The organism is Acidovorax sp. Root219, from assembly GCF_001428665.1.
In the GTDB taxonomy this organism is placed as follows: Bacteria; Pseudomonadota; Gammaproteobacteria; order Burkholderiales; family Burkholderiaceae_C; genus Acidovorax.
Genome location: NZ_LMIJ01000011.1, coordinates 610,834 through 625,984 on the forward strand (window position 1 = coordinate 610,834; position 15,151 = coordinate 625,984).

14 protein-coding genes are annotated in these 15,151 nt (G+C 69.7%); 7 read left to right on the top strand and 7 right to left on the bottom strand.

Going from position 1 to position 15,151, the window contains the following annotated elements; genetic code table 11:
- Positions 1-30: 30 nt before the first annotated feature.
- The 4 genes from tcuB to ASE28_RS13615 form a co-directional block, all read right to left on the bottom strand.
- Positions 31-1,218 carry a tricarballylate utilization 4Fe-4S protein TcuB gene (tcuB, locus tag ASE28_RS13600; protein ID WP_057266965.1) on the bottom strand — a complete coding sequence of 396 codons (1,188 nt, stop codon included), beginning with the start codon at positions 1,216-1,218 and terminating at the stop codon, positions 31-33.
- Positions 1,205-2,638, bottom strand: a complete 1,434-nt coding sequence (gene tcuA / locus ASE28_RS13605; protein ID WP_057266966.1) for an FAD-dependent tricarballylate dehydrogenase TcuA — start codon at positions 2,636-2,638, stop codon at positions 1,205-1,207. Before tcuA ends, tcuB begins: the two co-directional genes overlap by 14 nt.
- Before the next feature lie 135 nt (positions 2,639-2,773).
- A complete protein-coding gene (locus ASE28_RS13610) occupies positions 2,774-3,769 on the bottom strand; it encodes a LysR substrate-binding domain-containing protein (protein WP_057266967.1) in 996 nt (331 codons plus the stop codon).
- Between the two features lie 55 nt (positions 3,770-3,824).
- Positions 3,825-4,652, bottom strand: coding sequence for an IclR family transcriptional regulator (locus ASE28_RS13615; protein WP_057266968.1), 828 nt, complete (start codon positions 4,650-4,652; stop codon positions 3,825-3,827).
- A gap of 102 nt (positions 4,653-4,754) precedes the next feature.
- On the opposite strand from ASE28_RS13615, the gene ASE28_RS13620 reads away from it, so the two are divergent.
- Genes ASE28_RS13620 through ASE28_RS13640 form a run of 5 tightly spaced genes read left to right on the top strand, consistent with a single transcriptional unit; the run spans position 4,755 to position 9,631 of the window.
- A complete protein-coding gene (locus ASE28_RS13620) occupies positions 4,755-5,750 on the top strand; it encodes a tripartite tricarboxylate transporter substrate binding protein (RefSeq protein WP_057266969.1) in 996 nt (331 codons plus the stop codon).
- 33 nt (positions 5,751-5,783) lie between these two features.
- A complete protein-coding gene (locus tag ASE28_RS13625; protein ID WP_057266970.1) occupies positions 5,784-7,271 on the top strand; it encodes a class I adenylate-forming enzyme family protein in 1,488 nt (495 codons plus the stop codon).
- A 13-nt stretch (positions 7,272-7,284) separates the two neighbouring features.
- Positions 7,285-8,076, top strand: coding sequence for a citryl-CoA lyase (locus ASE28_RS13630; protein WP_057266971.1), 792 nt, complete (start codon positions 7,285-7,287; stop codon positions 8,074-8,076).
- A complete protein-coding gene (locus ASE28_RS13635; RefSeq protein WP_057266972.1) occupies positions 8,073-8,801 on the top strand; it encodes an SDR family oxidoreductase in 729 nt (242 codons plus the stop codon). The genes ASE28_RS13630 and ASE28_RS13635 overlap by 4 nt, the downstream gene beginning before the upstream one ends.
- Positions 8,798-9,631 carry an SDR family NAD(P)-dependent oxidoreductase gene (locus ASE28_RS13640; protein WP_235516116.1) on the top strand — a complete coding sequence of 278 codons (834 nt, stop codon included), beginning with the start codon at positions 8,798-8,800 and terminating at the stop codon, positions 9,629-9,631. Before ASE28_RS13635 ends, ASE28_RS13640 begins: the two co-directional genes overlap by 4 nt.
- 8 nt (positions 9,632-9,639) lie before the next feature.
- Here ASE28_RS13640 and ASE28_RS13645 read toward each other — a convergent pair whose 3' ends face one another.
- The 3 genes from ASE28_RS13645 to ASE28_RS33040 are packed head-to-tail and all read right to left on the bottom strand — an operon-like array spanning position 9,640 to position 12,891.
- Positions 9,640-10,725 carry a porin gene (locus ASE28_RS13645; RefSeq protein WP_057266974.1) on the bottom strand — a complete coding sequence of 362 codons (1,086 nt, stop codon included), beginning with the start codon at positions 10,723-10,725 and terminating at the stop codon, positions 9,640-9,642.
- Positions 10,726-10,761: 36 nt separating this feature from the next.
- The gene (locus ASE28_RS33035) at positions 10,762-11,748 is read right to left on the bottom strand and encodes a tripartite tricarboxylate transporter substrate binding protein (RefSeq protein WP_057266975.1); all 987 of its coding nucleotides are present in this window, start codon (positions 11,746-11,748) and stop codon (positions 10,762-10,764) included.
- 48 nt (positions 11,749-11,796) lie between these two features.
- Positions 11,797-12,891: a 4-oxalomesaconate tautomerase gene (locus ASE28_RS33040; RefSeq protein WP_057266976.1), complete on the bottom strand. Its 1,095-nt coding sequence runs from the start codon at positions 12,889-12,891 to the stop codon at positions 11,797-11,799.
- Positions 12,892-13,090: 199 nt separating this feature from the next.
- Here ASE28_RS33040 and ASE28_RS13660 point away from each other — a divergent pair, with 199 nt between their 5' ends.
- Together ASE28_RS13660 and mnmA are read left to right on the top strand one after the other, a co-directional pair.
- Complete coding sequence (locus tag ASE28_RS13660) at positions 13,091-14,011, top strand: LysR family transcriptional regulator (RefSeq protein ID WP_057266977.1); 921 nt, start codon at positions 13,091-13,093, stop codon at positions 14,009-14,011.
- Between the two features lie 17 nt (positions 14,012-14,028).
- Complete coding sequence (gene mnmA, locus ASE28_RS13665) at positions 14,029-15,150, top strand: tRNA 2-thiouridine(34) synthase MnmA (RefSeq protein WP_057266978.1); 1,122 nt, start codon at positions 14,029-14,031, stop codon at positions 15,148-15,150.
- Position 15,151: the final 1 nt, after the last annotated feature.

Sequence of the window (15,151 nt, forward strand, 5' to 3'; positions counted from 1 at the left end):
GGGGGTCTCCTTCTTGGGTCTTTTGGGGAATCAGTCATCGCGCAGACCTATGTGGCTGGGCTGGCGCTTTTCCACCGCGTGGCGCAGCAGCGCTGCCGTGCGGAAGATGCCGTGGGCGAACTTGCCGTAGGGCAGGGTGGCAAAGAGCGCCATCACCGCGCCCAGGTGCAGGCACAGCAGCAGGGCCAGGGCCGGGGTGCCGCGCGCCAGCCACAGCGCCAGGCCGCTGGTGCTGGTGAGGAACAGCAGGGCGATGAAGGCCAGGTCCATGGGTTTCTGCGCGGCGTCGCCGTGCTGCGGGTGGCGTCGGCGGTTCAGGTGCCACAGGCCCGCCGTGCCCAGCGCCAGGCTGGTGCCGCCCACGGCGCCCAGCAGCTTGGGCAGGCTGGGCAGGTCGTAGGGCGCGGCCCAGCCGAAGGCATAGTGGTAGAGCGTGGCCACGCTGGTGGCCGCAAAGCACAGCGCAAAGCCGTAGAAGGTCAGGTGGTGGAAACGCCGGCGCCGCAGGGTGTAGGCATCGTCCTCGTCGTGGCAGCCCTGGCCGTGGCCACCGTCCAGGTATTTGAGGCGCAGCACGGCACCCGTGGCTTCCGCTGCTGCGGGGGGGCTCACCGGGGCGCCGCTGGTGGCGGGCGACACGTCGCGCCAGAAGCGGCGCACGCCCAGGGCCAGGGCCAGCGTGGAAAACAGGAACACGGGCGCGAACAGGCCCACCAGCAGGTTGTGCGGGAACAACCGATAGAAGTTGCCCTGAAGGCCGCCGTTCCACAGCGCTGCAAGGCCCTGGCCCTGCAGCACCACTGCAAGCAACAGGAACAGCGTGAGCCCCGCCACCAGGGCCAGCGCCAGCGTGAGCCCGTTGCGCTGGTACAGCGCGCCAAGGGCCGGCGGCCAGGCGTAGTCGGCATAGGTCTGGCTGCGCACCTTGGCCATGGCCTGGGGGACGTTGACCGCGAACTCGTGTGGCGGCGCGTACTGGCAGGCATGCAGGCAGGCGCCGCAGTTGTGGCACAGGTTGGCCAGGAAATGGATGTCGGCCTTGCCGAACTCCAGGCGGCGCGTCATGGACGGGAACACGGCGCAGAAGCCTTCGCAGTAGCGGCAGGCGTTGCAGATCTGCATCTGGCGCGCGACCTCGGTCTCGGGGGCTGACAGCGGCACGACGGCACCACCGGCCAGGGCCCGCGCATCCTGCACCAGGGCATCAAGCGACTGCATGGGCGACCTCCTTCGCAATTGCCGTACCCAGGGCTGCGCGCGCCGCGTTGGTGCCCGCGATGCGCCCGAAGGCCGTGCCGATCGACATGCCCACCCCGGCGGTATAGCCCTTGCCCAGCACGTTGCCGGCCATCATCTCGCCGGCCACGAAGAGGTTCAGGCTGGCCTGACCGCCAAAGTGCACAGCGGCGGTGTCGTCCGTGCGCAGGCCCAGGTAGGTGAAGGTCACCCCGGGCCTGAGGGCGTAGCCGTAGTACGGCGGTGTGGCTATGGGTCGTGCCCAGTGCGTCTTGGAGGGTGCCAGGCCCTCGGTGTGGCAGTCGTCGAGCGCCGTGTGGTCGAAGCGGCCTACACGGCAGGCCGCGTTGTAGCTGTCCAGCGTGTGCATGAAGGTCTTTTCGTCGAGCCCCAGCTTGTGTGCCAGTTCGGGCAGGCTGTCGGCCTGTACGCCTGGGAACACGGGGGGCATGAAGCGGCCGATGGCCTGGCTGTCGATGATGGAGTAGCCGATCTGCCCGGGCTGCTGGGCGACGAGGCGCCCCCAGATGGCGTAGCGCTTGGGCCAGAAGTCCTCGCCTTCGTCGTAGAAGCGCTCGGCTTGCTGGTTGACCACCACGCCCAGCGAGACGCAGTCGATGCGGGTGCAGATGCCGCCGTCGTACAGCGGCGCGCGCGCGTCGATGGCCACCATGTGCGCCTGTGTGGGGTCGCCGATGCGGTCGGCACCGTGCTCGTCCAGCAGGTGGCGCAGCAGCACGCCGCGGTTGTAGGCCGTACCTCGGATCAGGAAGTTGTCCGACGGCCATTCGCCGCGCTCGTTCTGGCCCCAGGCCTCGCGCAGCCATTCGCGGTTGGACTCGAAGCCGCCCGCGGCCAGCACGCAGGCGCGAGCGCGGATGCGCTGGCCGTTGCAGTGCGCGGCGACGAAGCGGCCACCCTCGGTCTCGATGCGGTCCACGGGGGATTCGTAGCGCACCTGCACGCCGAGCTGCTCGGCGCTGCGGTAATAGGCATTCACCAGCGCCTTGCCGCCGCCCATGAAGAAGGCATTCGTGCGCGCCGTGTGCAGCGCGCCGGCCAGCGAGGGCTGGAAGTGCACGCCGTGGCGGCGCATCCAGTCGCGGCAGGTGCCCGAGGCGCGGATCACCAGGCGTGCCAGGTGCTCGTCGGTCAGGCCGCCCGTCACCTTGAGCAGGTCCTGCCAGAACTCATCCTCGGGGTAGGCCTCCACCAGCACGTCCTGGGGCGCATCGTGCATGCAGCGCAGGTTGCGCGTGTGGGCCGAATTGCCGCCGCGCCATGCGCGTGGGGCGGCCTCCAGCAGCAGCACGCTGGCACCGGCCTCGCGTGCCATCAGCGCGGCGCACAGCGCGGCATTGCCGCCGCCGATCACCAGCACGTCGGGGGTGGTGGTCTCCATGGGTCAGTGCTCCCCCCGGCGGGGCGCGTGGGGGCTCGTCCTGCGCATCATCGTGTCTCCTGGCCTGGGCGGTGGCTCCGCCGCATTTCGTGGTGGCTCCACTTTAGGCAGACCGCTGCAAGCTGTGCAGCAGATTCAGGTCATTGAGGTATCACGGATCGTGATGGCTGGGGCGTTCTCGATCAGGGTGGTGCCGAACCACTGCCCTGCCCCCACCAGAGTGCGCACGCAGTCGGCCACCACCACGCGCGCAGCCAGTGCGGCGGGCGAGAGTTCATCCTCCGACAGGCTGCACAGCAGGTTCACGCGGCGCGCGGGTGCATCGGTTAGGCGCGCACACTGGAAGCGCTGGGCCGCATCGGGGTAGCGGCCCATGGCCGCCCAGGGCTGCAGGGTGGAGCCCAGGCCCGCGTCCACCGCAGCCATCACCATGGCCAGGGAGTCGACCTCCAGGACCACGTGCGGGGCCACGCGGTCGCGCGCGAAGGCGGTGTCCAGCGTGCTGCGCAGGCCGTGCGGGCCGGTGGGCAGAATCAGCGGCTCGTCGCCGAGTTCGGCCACGGTGATGGTCTCGGGCAGGCGCCGCGCGCCCGGGCCGCCACGCGCGCAGATCAGGAACAGGTCCTCCTCCAGCAGCGGCAGCACCTGCCAGCGCCGCCCGGTGCCCGACTGCTGCGCCTGGTGCAGGCGGGTGTCGAACAGCACCGCCAGGTCGAGCTGGCGGGCATGCAGCATGTCCGTGAGGTGGCCCGACATGCTTTCGACCATGTGCAGCCGCACGTCCGGGTAGCGGGCGCGCATGGCCTGCATGAGCGGCAGGCCGAGCACACCCGACGTGGTGGGCGCCAGGCCCACGGTGACGGTGCCCGACAGCCGCGCCTGCTGCGCCGCGCGCACGGCCTGCTCGGCATGGCGCAGGGTCAGCTGGGCCTCGCGAAAGAAGGCCAGGCCGGCCTCGGTCGGGGCCACGCCGCGCGGTGTGCGGTGCAGCAGCCGGGTGGCCAGCTCGCCTTCGAGCCGGGTGATCTGCTGGCTCAGGGCCGACTGCACCACGTCCAGGTCGAGCGCGGCGCGGCTCATGGAGCCGCGCTCCACGACGCGCACGAAGTAGCGCAGTTGTCTCAGCTCCATCGGTGCTCCTTGGGCCGTGCGCGGCCATCACGGCATGTGATGGGTGGAGATGTTCTCACACCCCGCCCGGCAGCAGCGCGGCCAGGGCCTCGCGCATCCAGCGCGCAATCAGCTGCTGGCGCTCGCGCGGCATGCGGTCCAGCGTCGAGGCGACGCTGATGGCGGCCACGGGTGCGCCCTCGGCGTTGCGCACGGCTATGCCCGCAGCCAGCACGCCCTGGGTGGCATGGTTGCCCACCACCGACCAGCCGCGCTCGCGTGTGGCGCGCACCAGGATGGCCAGGCGCTCGGGTGTCATGCCGCCGTAGCGTGGCAGCTCCTGTGCGTTGGCCGCGATGGCGGCGTCCACCTCGTCGTCAGGCAGAGCCGCCAGCAGCGCCAGGCCGGCCGCGCCTACGCCCAGGGGCTGCCGCGTGCCGACCTGGATCACCAGGATCTGCACCGGGTGCGTGCCCACATGGCGCGCGATGCAGTGCGAGGCGGCACCTTCGCGCACGATGGCGAAGGCTGCATCGCCGCAGGCCCGGCTCACGCGCTCCAGCACGGGCGCCAGACGCATGGACATGTTGGGCAGCGCGGCGGGTGCGGCCATGGCGGCCATGCGGGGTCCGGCCACGTAGCGAAAGCGCCCGCGCTGGGCCACGTGGCCGCCTTCGCGCAGCGTGGCCAGCAGGCGGTAGACGGTGGCGCGCTCCAGCCCCACCGCGCGGCACAGGTCGACCACGCGCAGGCCCTCGCGGCCGCTGGCGAGCACGGCGTCCAGCACCTGCAGGCCACGTCGCAGCGTGCGGCTACCGGGGTCGTCCACAGGCTCACCGTCTGGTGCCGTGGAGGATAAAACGTCCGGCAGGTGAACGTTTCGATTCGCAGGACGAGAAGGCATGGGAAAGAATTTACCGGTCAACGCAACCAGCGTGCAGTGTGCCGCAGAGCCACGCCGCAGGGGCGCCAAGACGGGATTTCAGACACTCCAAGGAGACAAGACATGACCTCTCATACCACCACCGCGCCGCGCCGGCGCCTTCTGGCCCTGGCTGCTGCCATCGCCTGCACCGCAGCGCTGCCGCTGCACGCCCAGACTGCCAGCTGGCCGACCAAGCCCGTGAAGCTCGTCGTGGGCTATGCGGCCGGTGGCGCCACCGACGTCATCGCGCGCCTGGTCGCCATCAAGCTCGGCGACCAGCTTGGCCAGCCCGTGGTGGTGGACAACCGGGCGGGTGCCAACAGCAACGTGGGTGCCGAGAACGTGGCACGCGCGCCGGCCGACGGCTACACGCTGTACGTCTACACCATCGCCAACACCATCAACGCCTCGCTGTACCCCAAGCTGGGCTACGACCCGGTCAAGGACTTCGAGCCCATCGGCATGATCGCCAAGATCCCCAACATCCTGGTGGTCAATCCCAAGCTGCCGGTGAAGAACCTGGCCGACTACGTGCGCTACGCCAAGGAGTCCAAGGACGGCATCACCTTCGCGTCCTCGGGCAGCGGCTCGTCCATCCACCTCTCGGGCGAGATGTTCAAGATGCAGTCCCAGCTCAAGATGCTGCACGTGCCCTACCGCGGCAGCGCCCCGGCCGTCACCGACCTGCTAGGCGGCCAGGTGGATTCGATGTTCGACAACACACCCTCGGCCCTGCCGCATGTGCAGGCCGGCAAGCTGCGCGCCATTGCCATCACCAGCGCCCAGCGCTCGCCCCTGCTGCCGGACGTGCCCACGCTGGCCGAGTCGGGCTACGCGGGCTTCGACGTGCAGTCGTGGTTCGCGCTGGCCGCGCCTGCGGGCACCCCGCGCCCCGTGGTCGAGCAGCTCAACACCGCCCTCAACAAGGTGCTGGCCCTGCCCGAGGTGCGCAACCGCCTGCAGGAGCTGGCCGCCACGCCCGACTCCGGCACGCCCGACAAGATGCGCAGCTTTGCCGCCGCCGAGATCAAGCGCTGGCGTGAAGTCGTCAAGGCCTCCGGCGCAACGGCGGAATAAGCGATCCGATCACCCACCACGACCCTGCCCTCCATGTTCCCCATCGATTTCTTCTGGCGCGCCGCCCAGCGCTGGCCCGACCGCATTGCCATCGACGCGCCCGAGGGCGCCATCCGCTACGACGCGCTGGCCGCGCGCGTGGCGGCCCTCGCTGCGGGCCTCACGGCGCTCGACCCAGCGCCGCAAAGCCGCGTGGGCATCTGCGCGGGCAACAGCGCCGACCACATCGCCGCGCTGCTGGCCGTGCTGGCCTGCGGCAAGGTCTGGGTGCCGCTCAACCCCAAGAGCACCCGGCCCGAGATCCGGCGCATCGTCGACGCGACCGAGCCCTCCATCCTGGTGTTCGACACGGCCTGCGCCGACCTGCTCGAAGGCGCACCGGGTGCCCGGGTGCCGACCGCAGGGCTTGCGGATCTGGCCGCCGTGCATGCGGGCGCGCAGCGCCCCGTGATCGACCTGCCGGACGACGCCACCCAGGCCATCAAGTTCACGGGCGGCACCACCGGCGCACCCAAGGGCGTGATGCAGCCCTACCGCGCGTGGATGGCCAACATCAGCAACCAGATCCATGCCTGGGGCTTCGACGAGCACGAGCGCTACATCGTGGCCGCGCCCATCACGCATGGCACCTCCACCTACTTGCTGCCCATCCTGGCGCAGGGCGGCTGCCACGTGGTGCTGGGCGGCGCGGGGGCCGAGGCGGTGCGCACGGCCTTCCGCGAGCGCGGCGGCACGGTGTGCTTCATGCCGCCCACGCTGGTCTACATGCTGATGGCGCTGCCGGGCGCTTCGCGCGCAGACTTTCCGCGCCTGCGCCGGCTCATCTATGGCGGCGCACCCATGCCGCCCGAGAAGATCCGCCAGGTGCGCGACTTCTTCGGCCCGGTGCTGGGCACGACCTATGGCCAGACCGAGGCGCCGCAGATCCTCACCGTGATGCAGCCTGGGGACTTCGAAGACCCTGCCAATTGGGCTGCCGTGGGCCGCACCACCTGGTTCAGCGACGTGGCCATCATGGCCCCCGATGGCCGCCTGCTGCCCACCGGCGAGGTGGGCGAGGTGGTGGCGCGCGGCGATCTGCTGATGACCGGTTACTGGCGCCTGCCCGAGAAGACTGCCGAAACACTGGTGGACGGCTGGCTGCACACCGGCGACCGCGGGCTCATCGACGGGCGCGGTTATCTCTACCTCAAGGACCGCCTCAAGGACATGGTGATCACCGGCGGCTTCAACGTCTACCCAGTGGACGTGGAGAACGCGCTGGGCCAGCACCCGGCCGTGCACGAATGCGCCGTGTTCGGCCTGCCCGACGACAAGTGGGGCGAGACCGTGCAGGCCGCCGTGCAGCTGCGAGCCGGCGAGCAGGCCAGCGAGGCCGAGCTGATCGCCTTCGTACGCGAACGCCTGGGCCCGGTGCAGACGCCCAAGCACATCCATTTTCACGACAGCCTGCCCCGTTCGCCCGTGGGCAAGGTGCTCAAGTCCGCCGTGCGCGATGCCGCGTTGGCCGCAACCGCCTGAAGGAGCCATTCACATGACCACCACCGTTTCCAAGACCCCCGTCACCAGCCTGTGCACCCACACCCTCACCAGCCTGCATTACCGCGATGCGAACCTGGTCGAGGACCTGATGGGAAAGAAGACCTTCACCGAGGTGATGCTGATGCAGATCCTGGGCCGCGCGCCGCGCGGCGTGGACCTGCGCATCACCGACGTGGTGCTCATCGTGCTCATGGAGCACGGCCTCACGCCCAGCGCCATCGCCACGCGCCTGATCTACATGAGCGCGCCCGAGAACCTGCAGGGCGCCATATCGGCCGGCCTGCTGGCCGTGGGCAGCTCCTTCGTGGGCACCATGGAGAACTGCGCCGGCCTGCTCGACCGCATCGCGGCCGCAGCCGACCCCGCTGCCGAGGCACTGGCCATCGCGCGGCACTACAAGGGCCTGAAGTCGCCGGTGCCAGGCTTCGGCCACCACCTGCACAAGCCGGTGGACCCGCGCGCCTACAAGCTGCTGGAGATGGGCCGCGCCGAGGCCGAACTGAAGGGCGACAAGATCCGCGCGTTGGAGACCCTGTCCCAGGCGGTCGACGAGGTGGCGGGCCGCGCCATCACCATCAATGCCACGGGCGCGGTGGCCGCGCTGCTGGGCGAGATCGGCGTGCCCACGGCGGTGATGCGCGGCTTTGCCGTGATATCGCGCGCGGCCGGCCTGGTGGCGCACATCGTCGAAGAGCAGCACAGCCCCTCGGGCCGCTTCATCTGGGACACCATCGAGCACGCGATCCCCTTCGTCGGGGGAGCGGGCCAGGAAGGCCAGGCATGAGCGCCAATGAAGGTACGGTGCTCGTCACCGGCGCGAGTCGCGGCATAGGCCGTGCTGTAGCCGCGCGCCTGATGGCCGATGGCCTCCAGGTCGTGAACTTCGACATCGCTGCGCCCGAGGCCATTTCAGATCGGGAGACCTTCGTGCAGGTGGACCTCGCCGACGAGGCTGCGCTGCGCGACGCGCTGGCACGCACCGTGGCCGAGCGTGCCATCACCCGGCTGGTGAACAACGCGGGCATCGTGCGCCCGGCCGGCATCGATGCGGCCACCAGTGCCGACCTGCAGGCGGTGATGGCCGTCAACCTGGCCGCCGCCATCGCCTGCGTGCAGGCGCTGCTGCCTGCCATGCGCGCGGCGCGCTTCGGCCGCATCGTCAACATCTCCAGCCGCGCCGCACTGGGCAAGGGCGAGCGCATCGCCTACTCGGCCAGCAAGGCAGCGGTGCACGGCTTCACGCGCACCCTGGCGCTGGAGCTGGGCGCCGACGGCATCACCGCCAACGCCATCGGCCCCGGGCCGATTGCCACCGAACTCTTCGAACGCGTGAACCCGCCCGGTGCACCGGCCACCCAGCGCATCCTGGACACCATCCCCGTGCGCCGCATGGGGCAGGCCGACGAGGTGGCGCACCTCGTGGCATCGCTGCTCGATGCGCGCGCGGGCTTCACCACCGGCCAGGTGGTCTACGTGTGCGGCGGCATGACCGTGGGGCTGACACCATGAACGCGCCGAAGAATATGCCACCTGCCCTGCCGCTGGACCTGTCTGGCCGCGTGGTCTTCGTGGCCGGCGGTGGCTCGGCCGGCCCGGGCTGGAGCATCGGCCGCGCGTCTTGCGTGACCTACGCGCGCCTGGGTGCCAGTGTTTGCGTGGCCGACCGCGACGCGGCCTCGGCCGAAGAGACCACGGCACTGATCGAGGCCGAGGGCGGCACGGCCGCCACCTTCGTGGGCGACGTGGCCGAGGCAGCGGACGTGAAGCGCCTGTTCGCCGAGGCGCGCGAGCGCTTTGGCGGCGCCATCGACGTGCTGCACCACAACGTGGGCATTGGCAAGACCGGCGGCCCGCTGGAGACCAGCGCGGAAGATTTCGACCGCATCCACGGCGTGAACGTGGGCAGCCTGCTGCTGGCCTGCCAGGAGGTGCTGCCCGGCATGGTGGAGCGCGGCCGAGGCTCCATCATCACCATCTCGTCCATCGCGGGCATGCGCTACCTGGGCTACCCGCACCTGGCCTATGGCGTCACCAAGGCCGCAGTCACGCACTTCACGCGCATGGTGGCGCAGCAGTACGCGGGCCAGGGCGTGCGCGCCAACACCGTGGTGCCGGGACTGATCGACACGCCGCGCATTGCCAACACGGTGGCCAGGATGTTCTCGGACACCAGCCTCGACGAAGCCCGCGCCGCGCGTGCCCGCCAGGTGCCCATGGGCCGCATGGGCACGGCCTGGGACGTGGCCCATGCCTGCGCCTTCCTGGCCAGCGATGCATCGGCCTACGTGACCGGCACCGAACTGGTGGTGGACGGCGGCATCACGGGCAAGTTCGTGTAGGGCCTGGCTCAGAAGCTGTGCATGACCCCGGCGGAAACACCGGTGGCCACGCGCTTGTTGGCTGCACCCTGGAAGCCGTTGCGCCATCGCGTGTGGTCCAGTTCGGCGTAGACCCGCGTGCGGCGCGACAGTTTGTATTCGGCGAAGGCCACCATGCGGCCGTAGCCATCGTCGGCCGCGGCGGTGCGTGTGCGGTCGATCTTGTAGTAGGTGGCGGTCAGGTCCAGCAGCGGTAGCACCGCCCAGGTGGCGCCCGCCGAGAGCACGCGCTGTTCGGTGTGCGTGGCCGCGCCCGTCTGCGCCTTGCTGCGCCCGGCATTCGCGGCCAGGCGCACGCTGCCCCACTGGTACGCAGCGCCCAGCGTGGCCGCATCGAGCGGTCGCAGGTTGGCATCCTTGAAGGTCTGCCATGCGCCGGACACGGTGAAGCCGCCATCCGCATACGCCAGGCCCACGCCGTGCGAGGACAGCGCCGAGGTCTGCGATGCCACCTCGCCCACACCCAGCATGGCCCGCGCCGTGAGGCCGCCAAAGCGGCCGGTGAGCTTGACCGCGTTGTCCAGCCGGTAGGAGCCGGTATTGGCGCCCGCGCTGCCGTACTCGGTGCCCAGGCCGTGCTGGCTCAGCGCCGTGACGCCGATGTTGGGGTTGAAGCTGGCGAAGCGCATGGAGAGCGGGTCCACGGGCGAGATCGCATCGGCCAGCAGCGTGGTCTGGCGGCCGAGCGCCACGGTGGCCCAGCCCGCCTGCAGGCCCACCCACGAGGCGCGGTCGAAGTATTTGGCGCTGTTGGCGGGAGCACCGGTATCGGCGTTGAGGCCGCTTTCCAGGTTGAACAGCGCACGGGCGCCGCCACCCATGTCCTCGCTGCCGCGCACGCCCCAGCGGCTGGTGGTGTGAATGCCGCTGCCCAGGCTGTGGTGCGAGCCCGGTGCGGGGGCGTTGGCGGCCGTGAGCCCGCTCGCGTGGCGCAAGCCCAGGTCCACCACGCCGTAGAGCGTGAGGCTGCTGGCGGATGGGCTGGTCGATGCGGTCTGGGCGAACGCCGGCGCGCAGGCCAGCAGGGCGCAGATGGCGCCGTTTGTCTTCTTCATGCTGTCTCCTCGGATCGAATGTTCTTGTGAGCGGGATCAATCCGCCGTCAACTGGGCCTTCTGCACCACGCCGCGCCACTTGGCCAACTCCTGGCGCACGGTCAGGGCCAGGGCCTCGGGCGTGCTGCTGTCCACCACGGCGCCCTGCTCCTCAATGCGCCGCACCACGTCCTTGTCGGCCAGGGCGGTGTTGAGCGCCTTGTTGAGCTGGTCCACCACCGTCTTCGGCGTCTTGCCCGGGGCGAACAGCGCATACCACTGTGTGATCTCCACGCCCTTGATGCCGGCTTCTTCGAGCGTGGGCACGTCGGGCATCAGCGAAGAGCGCTTGGGGCCGGCCAGTGCGAGGGCGCGCAGCTTGCCGTTCTTCACATGCGACGAGGCCGAGAACAGGCTGGGGAACATCACCTGCGTCTGGTTGGCCATGGTGTCGTTCATCGCCGGGGCCGAGCCACGGTAGGGCACATGCGCCATCTGCGCGCCGCTCTCGAGCTTGAACATCTCGGCCGAGAAGTGCGGCGCCGTGCCGTTGCCGGCGGAGGCGTAGTTGTAGGCCGTGGGCTGGGCCTTGGTGAGCGCCACGAACTCGGCCACGGTCTTCGCGGGCACCTTGGGGTTGACCACCATCAGCGTGGGCGAATAGCAGACCATGCCGATGGGCTCGAACTGGGTGATGGGGTCGTAGCGCAGCTTCTGCAGCGCCGGGCTCATGCCGTGCGTGCCGATGTAGCCAAACAGGATGGTGTGGCCGTCCGGCGTGGCGCGCGCCACGTACTCGGCAGCAATCGCGCCGTTGGCCCCGGCCTTGTTCTCCACGATCACCGACTGGCCCAGGAGCTGCGACATCTTCTGCGCTACCACGCGCGCCATGCCGTCGTTGCCGCCCCCGGCGGCCGTGGGCACGACCAGGGTGATGGAGCGCTCGGGGAAGGCAGCGTGTGCCGCCAGAGGTGCGCCGGCCAGCGTGGCGAGGGCCAGTGCGGCGGCCAGGGTGCGGCGGCGCGATGGGGATGGGTGTGTCATGGTCTTGTCTCCTGTCATGTCGTTGTGAGTGGATGAGAAAAAGAGAAGTCAGGCGTGTTGTGCCGCAGTCTCTGCGACGAACAAGGTGCCTTCCAGGATCTTTCGGGCCGTGCGCACCAGCGCGGCCTGCACCAGCGTGGATTGACCGTCCACCAGGGCGAGTTCGACATCCACGTGGATGCGGCCGGCCGGGTGCAGCACCTCCACGCGGCGCGTGCCGGCGCTGGGTGCGCTGCGCGCGTCGCTGGCCACGGTGCCGGGCAGCACCAGGGCGGCGGCTACGCCGATGGCGCCGGTCACGGCATGCGAGCGGTGGCAGCGCCGGGGGGTGAAGTAGCGCGAGACGATGCTGCCGGGCGCCGGTCCGTCGGAGACGATCACCGGCTTGGGCAGCACGCTGCCCGAGACGTCGCCCATGCCCATGCGCAGACCTGCTTCGCAGCGCAAGGCCTCCAGGCGGGACAGCAGCGCGGTGTCGGCATCGAGCTCGGCAGGGCTCTCGTCGCCGCGCAGGCCCAGGTCGGCCGCACGCACCAGCACCATCACCTGGGCGGCGTCGATGCAGGTCACCGGCAGGCCCTGGATAGTGTCGATGCGCTGCCCGGTGGGGAAGATCTGCCCTGTGACGGCGCCCCAGGCGTCGAGGAAGTTCATCAGCACTGGGGCGGCCGTGCCCTGCACGCCGTCGATGCGCACGTCGCCCTCGTAGTGCACGCGGCCGCCGCGGGTCTGCACCTGCACGTCGATGCGCGAGCGGGTGTTGACGTTGTAGACCCGCACCCGCGTCACGTCGCCGGTGCGGCTGGCGGGCACCAGGCCCTGCTCGATGGCGAAGGGGCCCACGCCGGCCAGCATGTTGCCGCAGTTGGGCCGCGTGTCCACGCGGGCCTCGTCCACGCTGACCTGGGCGAACAGGTAGTCCACGTCGCAGCCGGCATGCGCCGAGCGCGAGACGATGGCCACCTTGCTGGTCAGCGAGTTGCCGCCGCCCAGGCCGTCGATCTGCAGCTCGTGGGGCGAACCCAGGGCCGCGATCAACGTGCGGTCACGCTCTGCCGGGTCTTGCGGCAGCCAGTCGGCCAGGAAGAAGGGGCCCCTGGAGGTGCCGCCACGCATCAGAACGCAAGGAAAGTTGTAGCTCATGGGTCTGCATGGTGCGGCTCTCCGGTTTGTTTGTGAATTGCATTGTTGGCAACGATTGATGCATGCCAAGCAATAGATGCCAGGCGCTTTTACGTGCTGAAATGGGGCCTGTAAATTGCAACTTTGCGAAGCATTGATGCACGGCGCGCAACGCCATGCGCCCCCTTGCCTCCCACTATCGTTCCTGCCAGGACATGCCATGCACAACAAGTTCGACCTTGCCGACATCCAGGCCTTTGCCGCGGTGGCCGAGCTGCACAGCTTTCGCGCTGCGGCCGAATCCATCCACCTGTCGCAACCGGCCTTCAGCCGCCGCATCGACAAGCTCGAAGAGGCGCTGGGCGTGCGCCTGCTCGACCGCACCACGCGCCGCGTGACGCTTACGGCCGTGGGCCGCGATTTCGCACGCAAGACGCGGCTGTGGCTCGACGACCTCGACGGCATGCTCATGGGCCTGGGCGACGTGGCGGCGCGGCGCATGGGCGAGGTGACCATTGCCTGTGTGCCCTCGGCCGTGTATTACTTTTTGCCGCAGGTGGTCAAGCGTTACCACGAGCGGTTTCCGAAAATCCGGGTCAAGGTGTACGACGCCAGCGCCAACGAGGTGCTGGTGGCCGTGGCGCAGGGCGATGCGGACTTTGGCCTGAATTTCATCGGCAGCCAGGAGGCCGAGATCGAGTTCAAGCCCGTGCTGGCCGAGCGCTTTGTAGCCGCCTGCCGGCGCGACCATGTGCTGGCCCGGCGCAAAAAGGTCACCTGGGCGGAGCTGGGCCAGCACGACTTCATGTCGGTGGGCAAGACCTCGGGCAACCGCCTGCTGATGGACCTGGCGCTGGCCAACGTGCCCGATCGCCCGCAGTGCCTGTACGAGGCCAAGCATGTGACCACCCTGCTCGGCCTGGTCGAGGCGGGGCTGGGCGTGGCGGCCGTGCCGCGCCTGGCCATGCCGGGCAAGGACCACCCCACGCTGGTCAGCATTCCCCTGGTCGACCCGGTGGTCACGCGGCAGATGGGGCTCATCAAACGCCGCGGGCGCTCCCTCTCGCCGGCGGCCCAGCAGCTGTATGACCTGCTGGAGGCTACGCGTTCTTCGCGCCCGCGCAGCGTGCCCGCAGCATAAAAAATACAATCTGGGCAATGACAGCACCAACCAAGCACCGCGTCGTCGTCGGCCTCTCAGGCGGCGTGGACTCGGCCGTCACCGCCCACCTGCTCAAGCAGCAGGGCCACGAGGTGGTCGGCATCTTCATGAAGAACTGGGAAGACGATGACGACAGCGAGTACTGCTCGTCCAACATTGACTTCGTGGACGCGGCCGCCGTGGCGGACGTGCTCGGCATCGAGATCGAGCACGTGAACTTCGCCGCCGACTACAAGGACCGGGTGTTCGCCGAGTTCCTGCGCGAGTACCAGGCCGGCCGCACGCCCAACCCCGACGTGCTGTGCAATGCCGAGATCAAATTCAAGGCCTTCCTGGACCACGCGATGCGCCTGGGCGCCGAAAAGATTGCCACCGGGCACTATGCGCGCGTGCGCCAGAACCCCGCCTCGGGCCTGTTCGAATTGCTCAAGGGGTTGGACCCGTCCAAGGACCAGAGCTACTTTTTGCACCGCCTGAACCAGGCGCAGCTGTCCAAGACCCTGTTCCCCGTGGGCGAGCTGCACAAGACCGAGGTGCGCCGCATCGCCGAGGCCATCGGCCTGCCCAACGCCAAGAAGAAGGACTCCACCGGCATCTGCTTCATCGGCGAGCGGCCGTTCCGCGAGTTCCTGAACCGCTACATCAGCCATGCGCCCGGCCCCATTCAGGACGACCGGGGCCGCACCCTGGGCAAGCACGTGGGCCTGTCTTTCTACACCCTGGGCCAGCGCCAGGGCCTGGGCATCGGCGGCATCAAGGAAAAGGGCGCCCAGCGCGGCGGCGGCGAGCACGAACCCTGGTTCGTGGCACGCAAGGACCTGGCGAAGAACACGCTGCGCGTGGTGCAGGGGCACGACCACCCCTGGCTGCTGTCCCATGCGCTGACCGCGCAGGACGTGAGCTGGACGGCCGGCCACGCGCCGGCACCGGGCGTCTATGGCTCCAAGACGCGCTACCGCCAGCAGGATGCCGCCTGCACCGTGCTCGCGGCCGACGACGCGGGGCTGAGCCTGCAGTTCCCGGAGGCGCAGTGGGCCGTCACGCCGGGGCAGTCGGCCGTGCTTTACGACGGTGAGGTCTGCTTGGGCGGCGGCGTGATCGCCAGCGCTACCGAATAGC

Excerpts from the sequence above, each read along its gene's own strand:
- ASE28_RS13620 (WP_057266969.1), top strand. The coding sequence starts at position 4,755 with ATGACCTCTCATACCACCACCGCGCCGCGCCGGCGCCTTCTGGCCCTG.
- ASE28_RS13610 (WP_057266967.1), bottom strand. The coding sequence starts at position 3,769 with ATGGAGCTGAGACAACTGCGCTACTTCGTGCGCGTCGTGGAGCGCGGC.
- ASE28_RS13625 (WP_057266970.1), top strand. The coding sequence starts at position 5,784 with ATGTTCCCCATCGATTTCTTCTGGCGCGCCGCCCAGCGCTGGCCCGAC.
- ASE28_RS13615 (WP_057266968.1), bottom strand. The coding sequence starts at position 4,652 with ATGCCTTCTCGTCCTGCGAATCGAAACGTTCACCTGCCGGACGTTTTA.
- tcuB (WP_057266965.1), bottom strand. The coding sequence starts at position 1,218 with ATGCAGTCGCTTGATGCCCTGGTGCAGGATGCGCGGGCCCTGGCCGGT.
- mnmA (WP_057266978.1), top strand. The coding sequence starts at position 14,029 with ATGACAGCACCAACCAAGCACCGCGTCGTCGTCGGCCTCTCAGGCGGC.
- ASE28_RS13640 (WP_235516116.1), top strand. The coding sequence starts at position 8,798 with ATGAACGCGCCGAAGAATATGCCACCTGCCCTGCCGCTGGACCTGTCT.
- ASE28_RS33040 (WP_057266976.1), bottom strand. The coding sequence starts at position 12,891 with ATGAGCTACAACTTTCCTTGCGTTCTGATGCGTGGCGGCACCTCCAGG.
- ASE28_RS13635 (WP_057266972.1), top strand. The coding sequence starts at position 8,073 with ATGAGCGCCAATGAAGGTACGGTGCTCGTCACCGGCGCGAGTCGCGGC.
- ASE28_RS13645 (WP_057266974.1), bottom strand. The coding sequence starts at position 10,725 with ATGAAGAAGACAAACGGCGCCATCTGCGCCCTGCTGGCCTGCGCGCCG.
- ASE28_RS13630 (WP_057266971.1), top strand. The coding sequence starts at position 7,285 with ATGACCACCACCGTTTCCAAGACCCCCGTCACCAGCCTGTGCACCCAC.
- ASE28_RS33035 (WP_057266975.1), bottom strand. The coding sequence starts at position 11,748 with ATGACACACCCATCCCCATCGCGCCGCCGCACCCTGGCCGCCGCACTG.
- tcuA (WP_057266966.1), bottom strand. The coding sequence starts at position 2,638 with ATGGAGACCACCACCCCCGACGTGCTGGTGATCGGCGGCGGCAATGCC.
- ASE28_RS13660 (WP_057266977.1), top strand. The coding sequence starts at position 13,091 with ATGCACAACAAGTTCGACCTTGCCGACATCCAGGCCTTTGCCGCGGTG.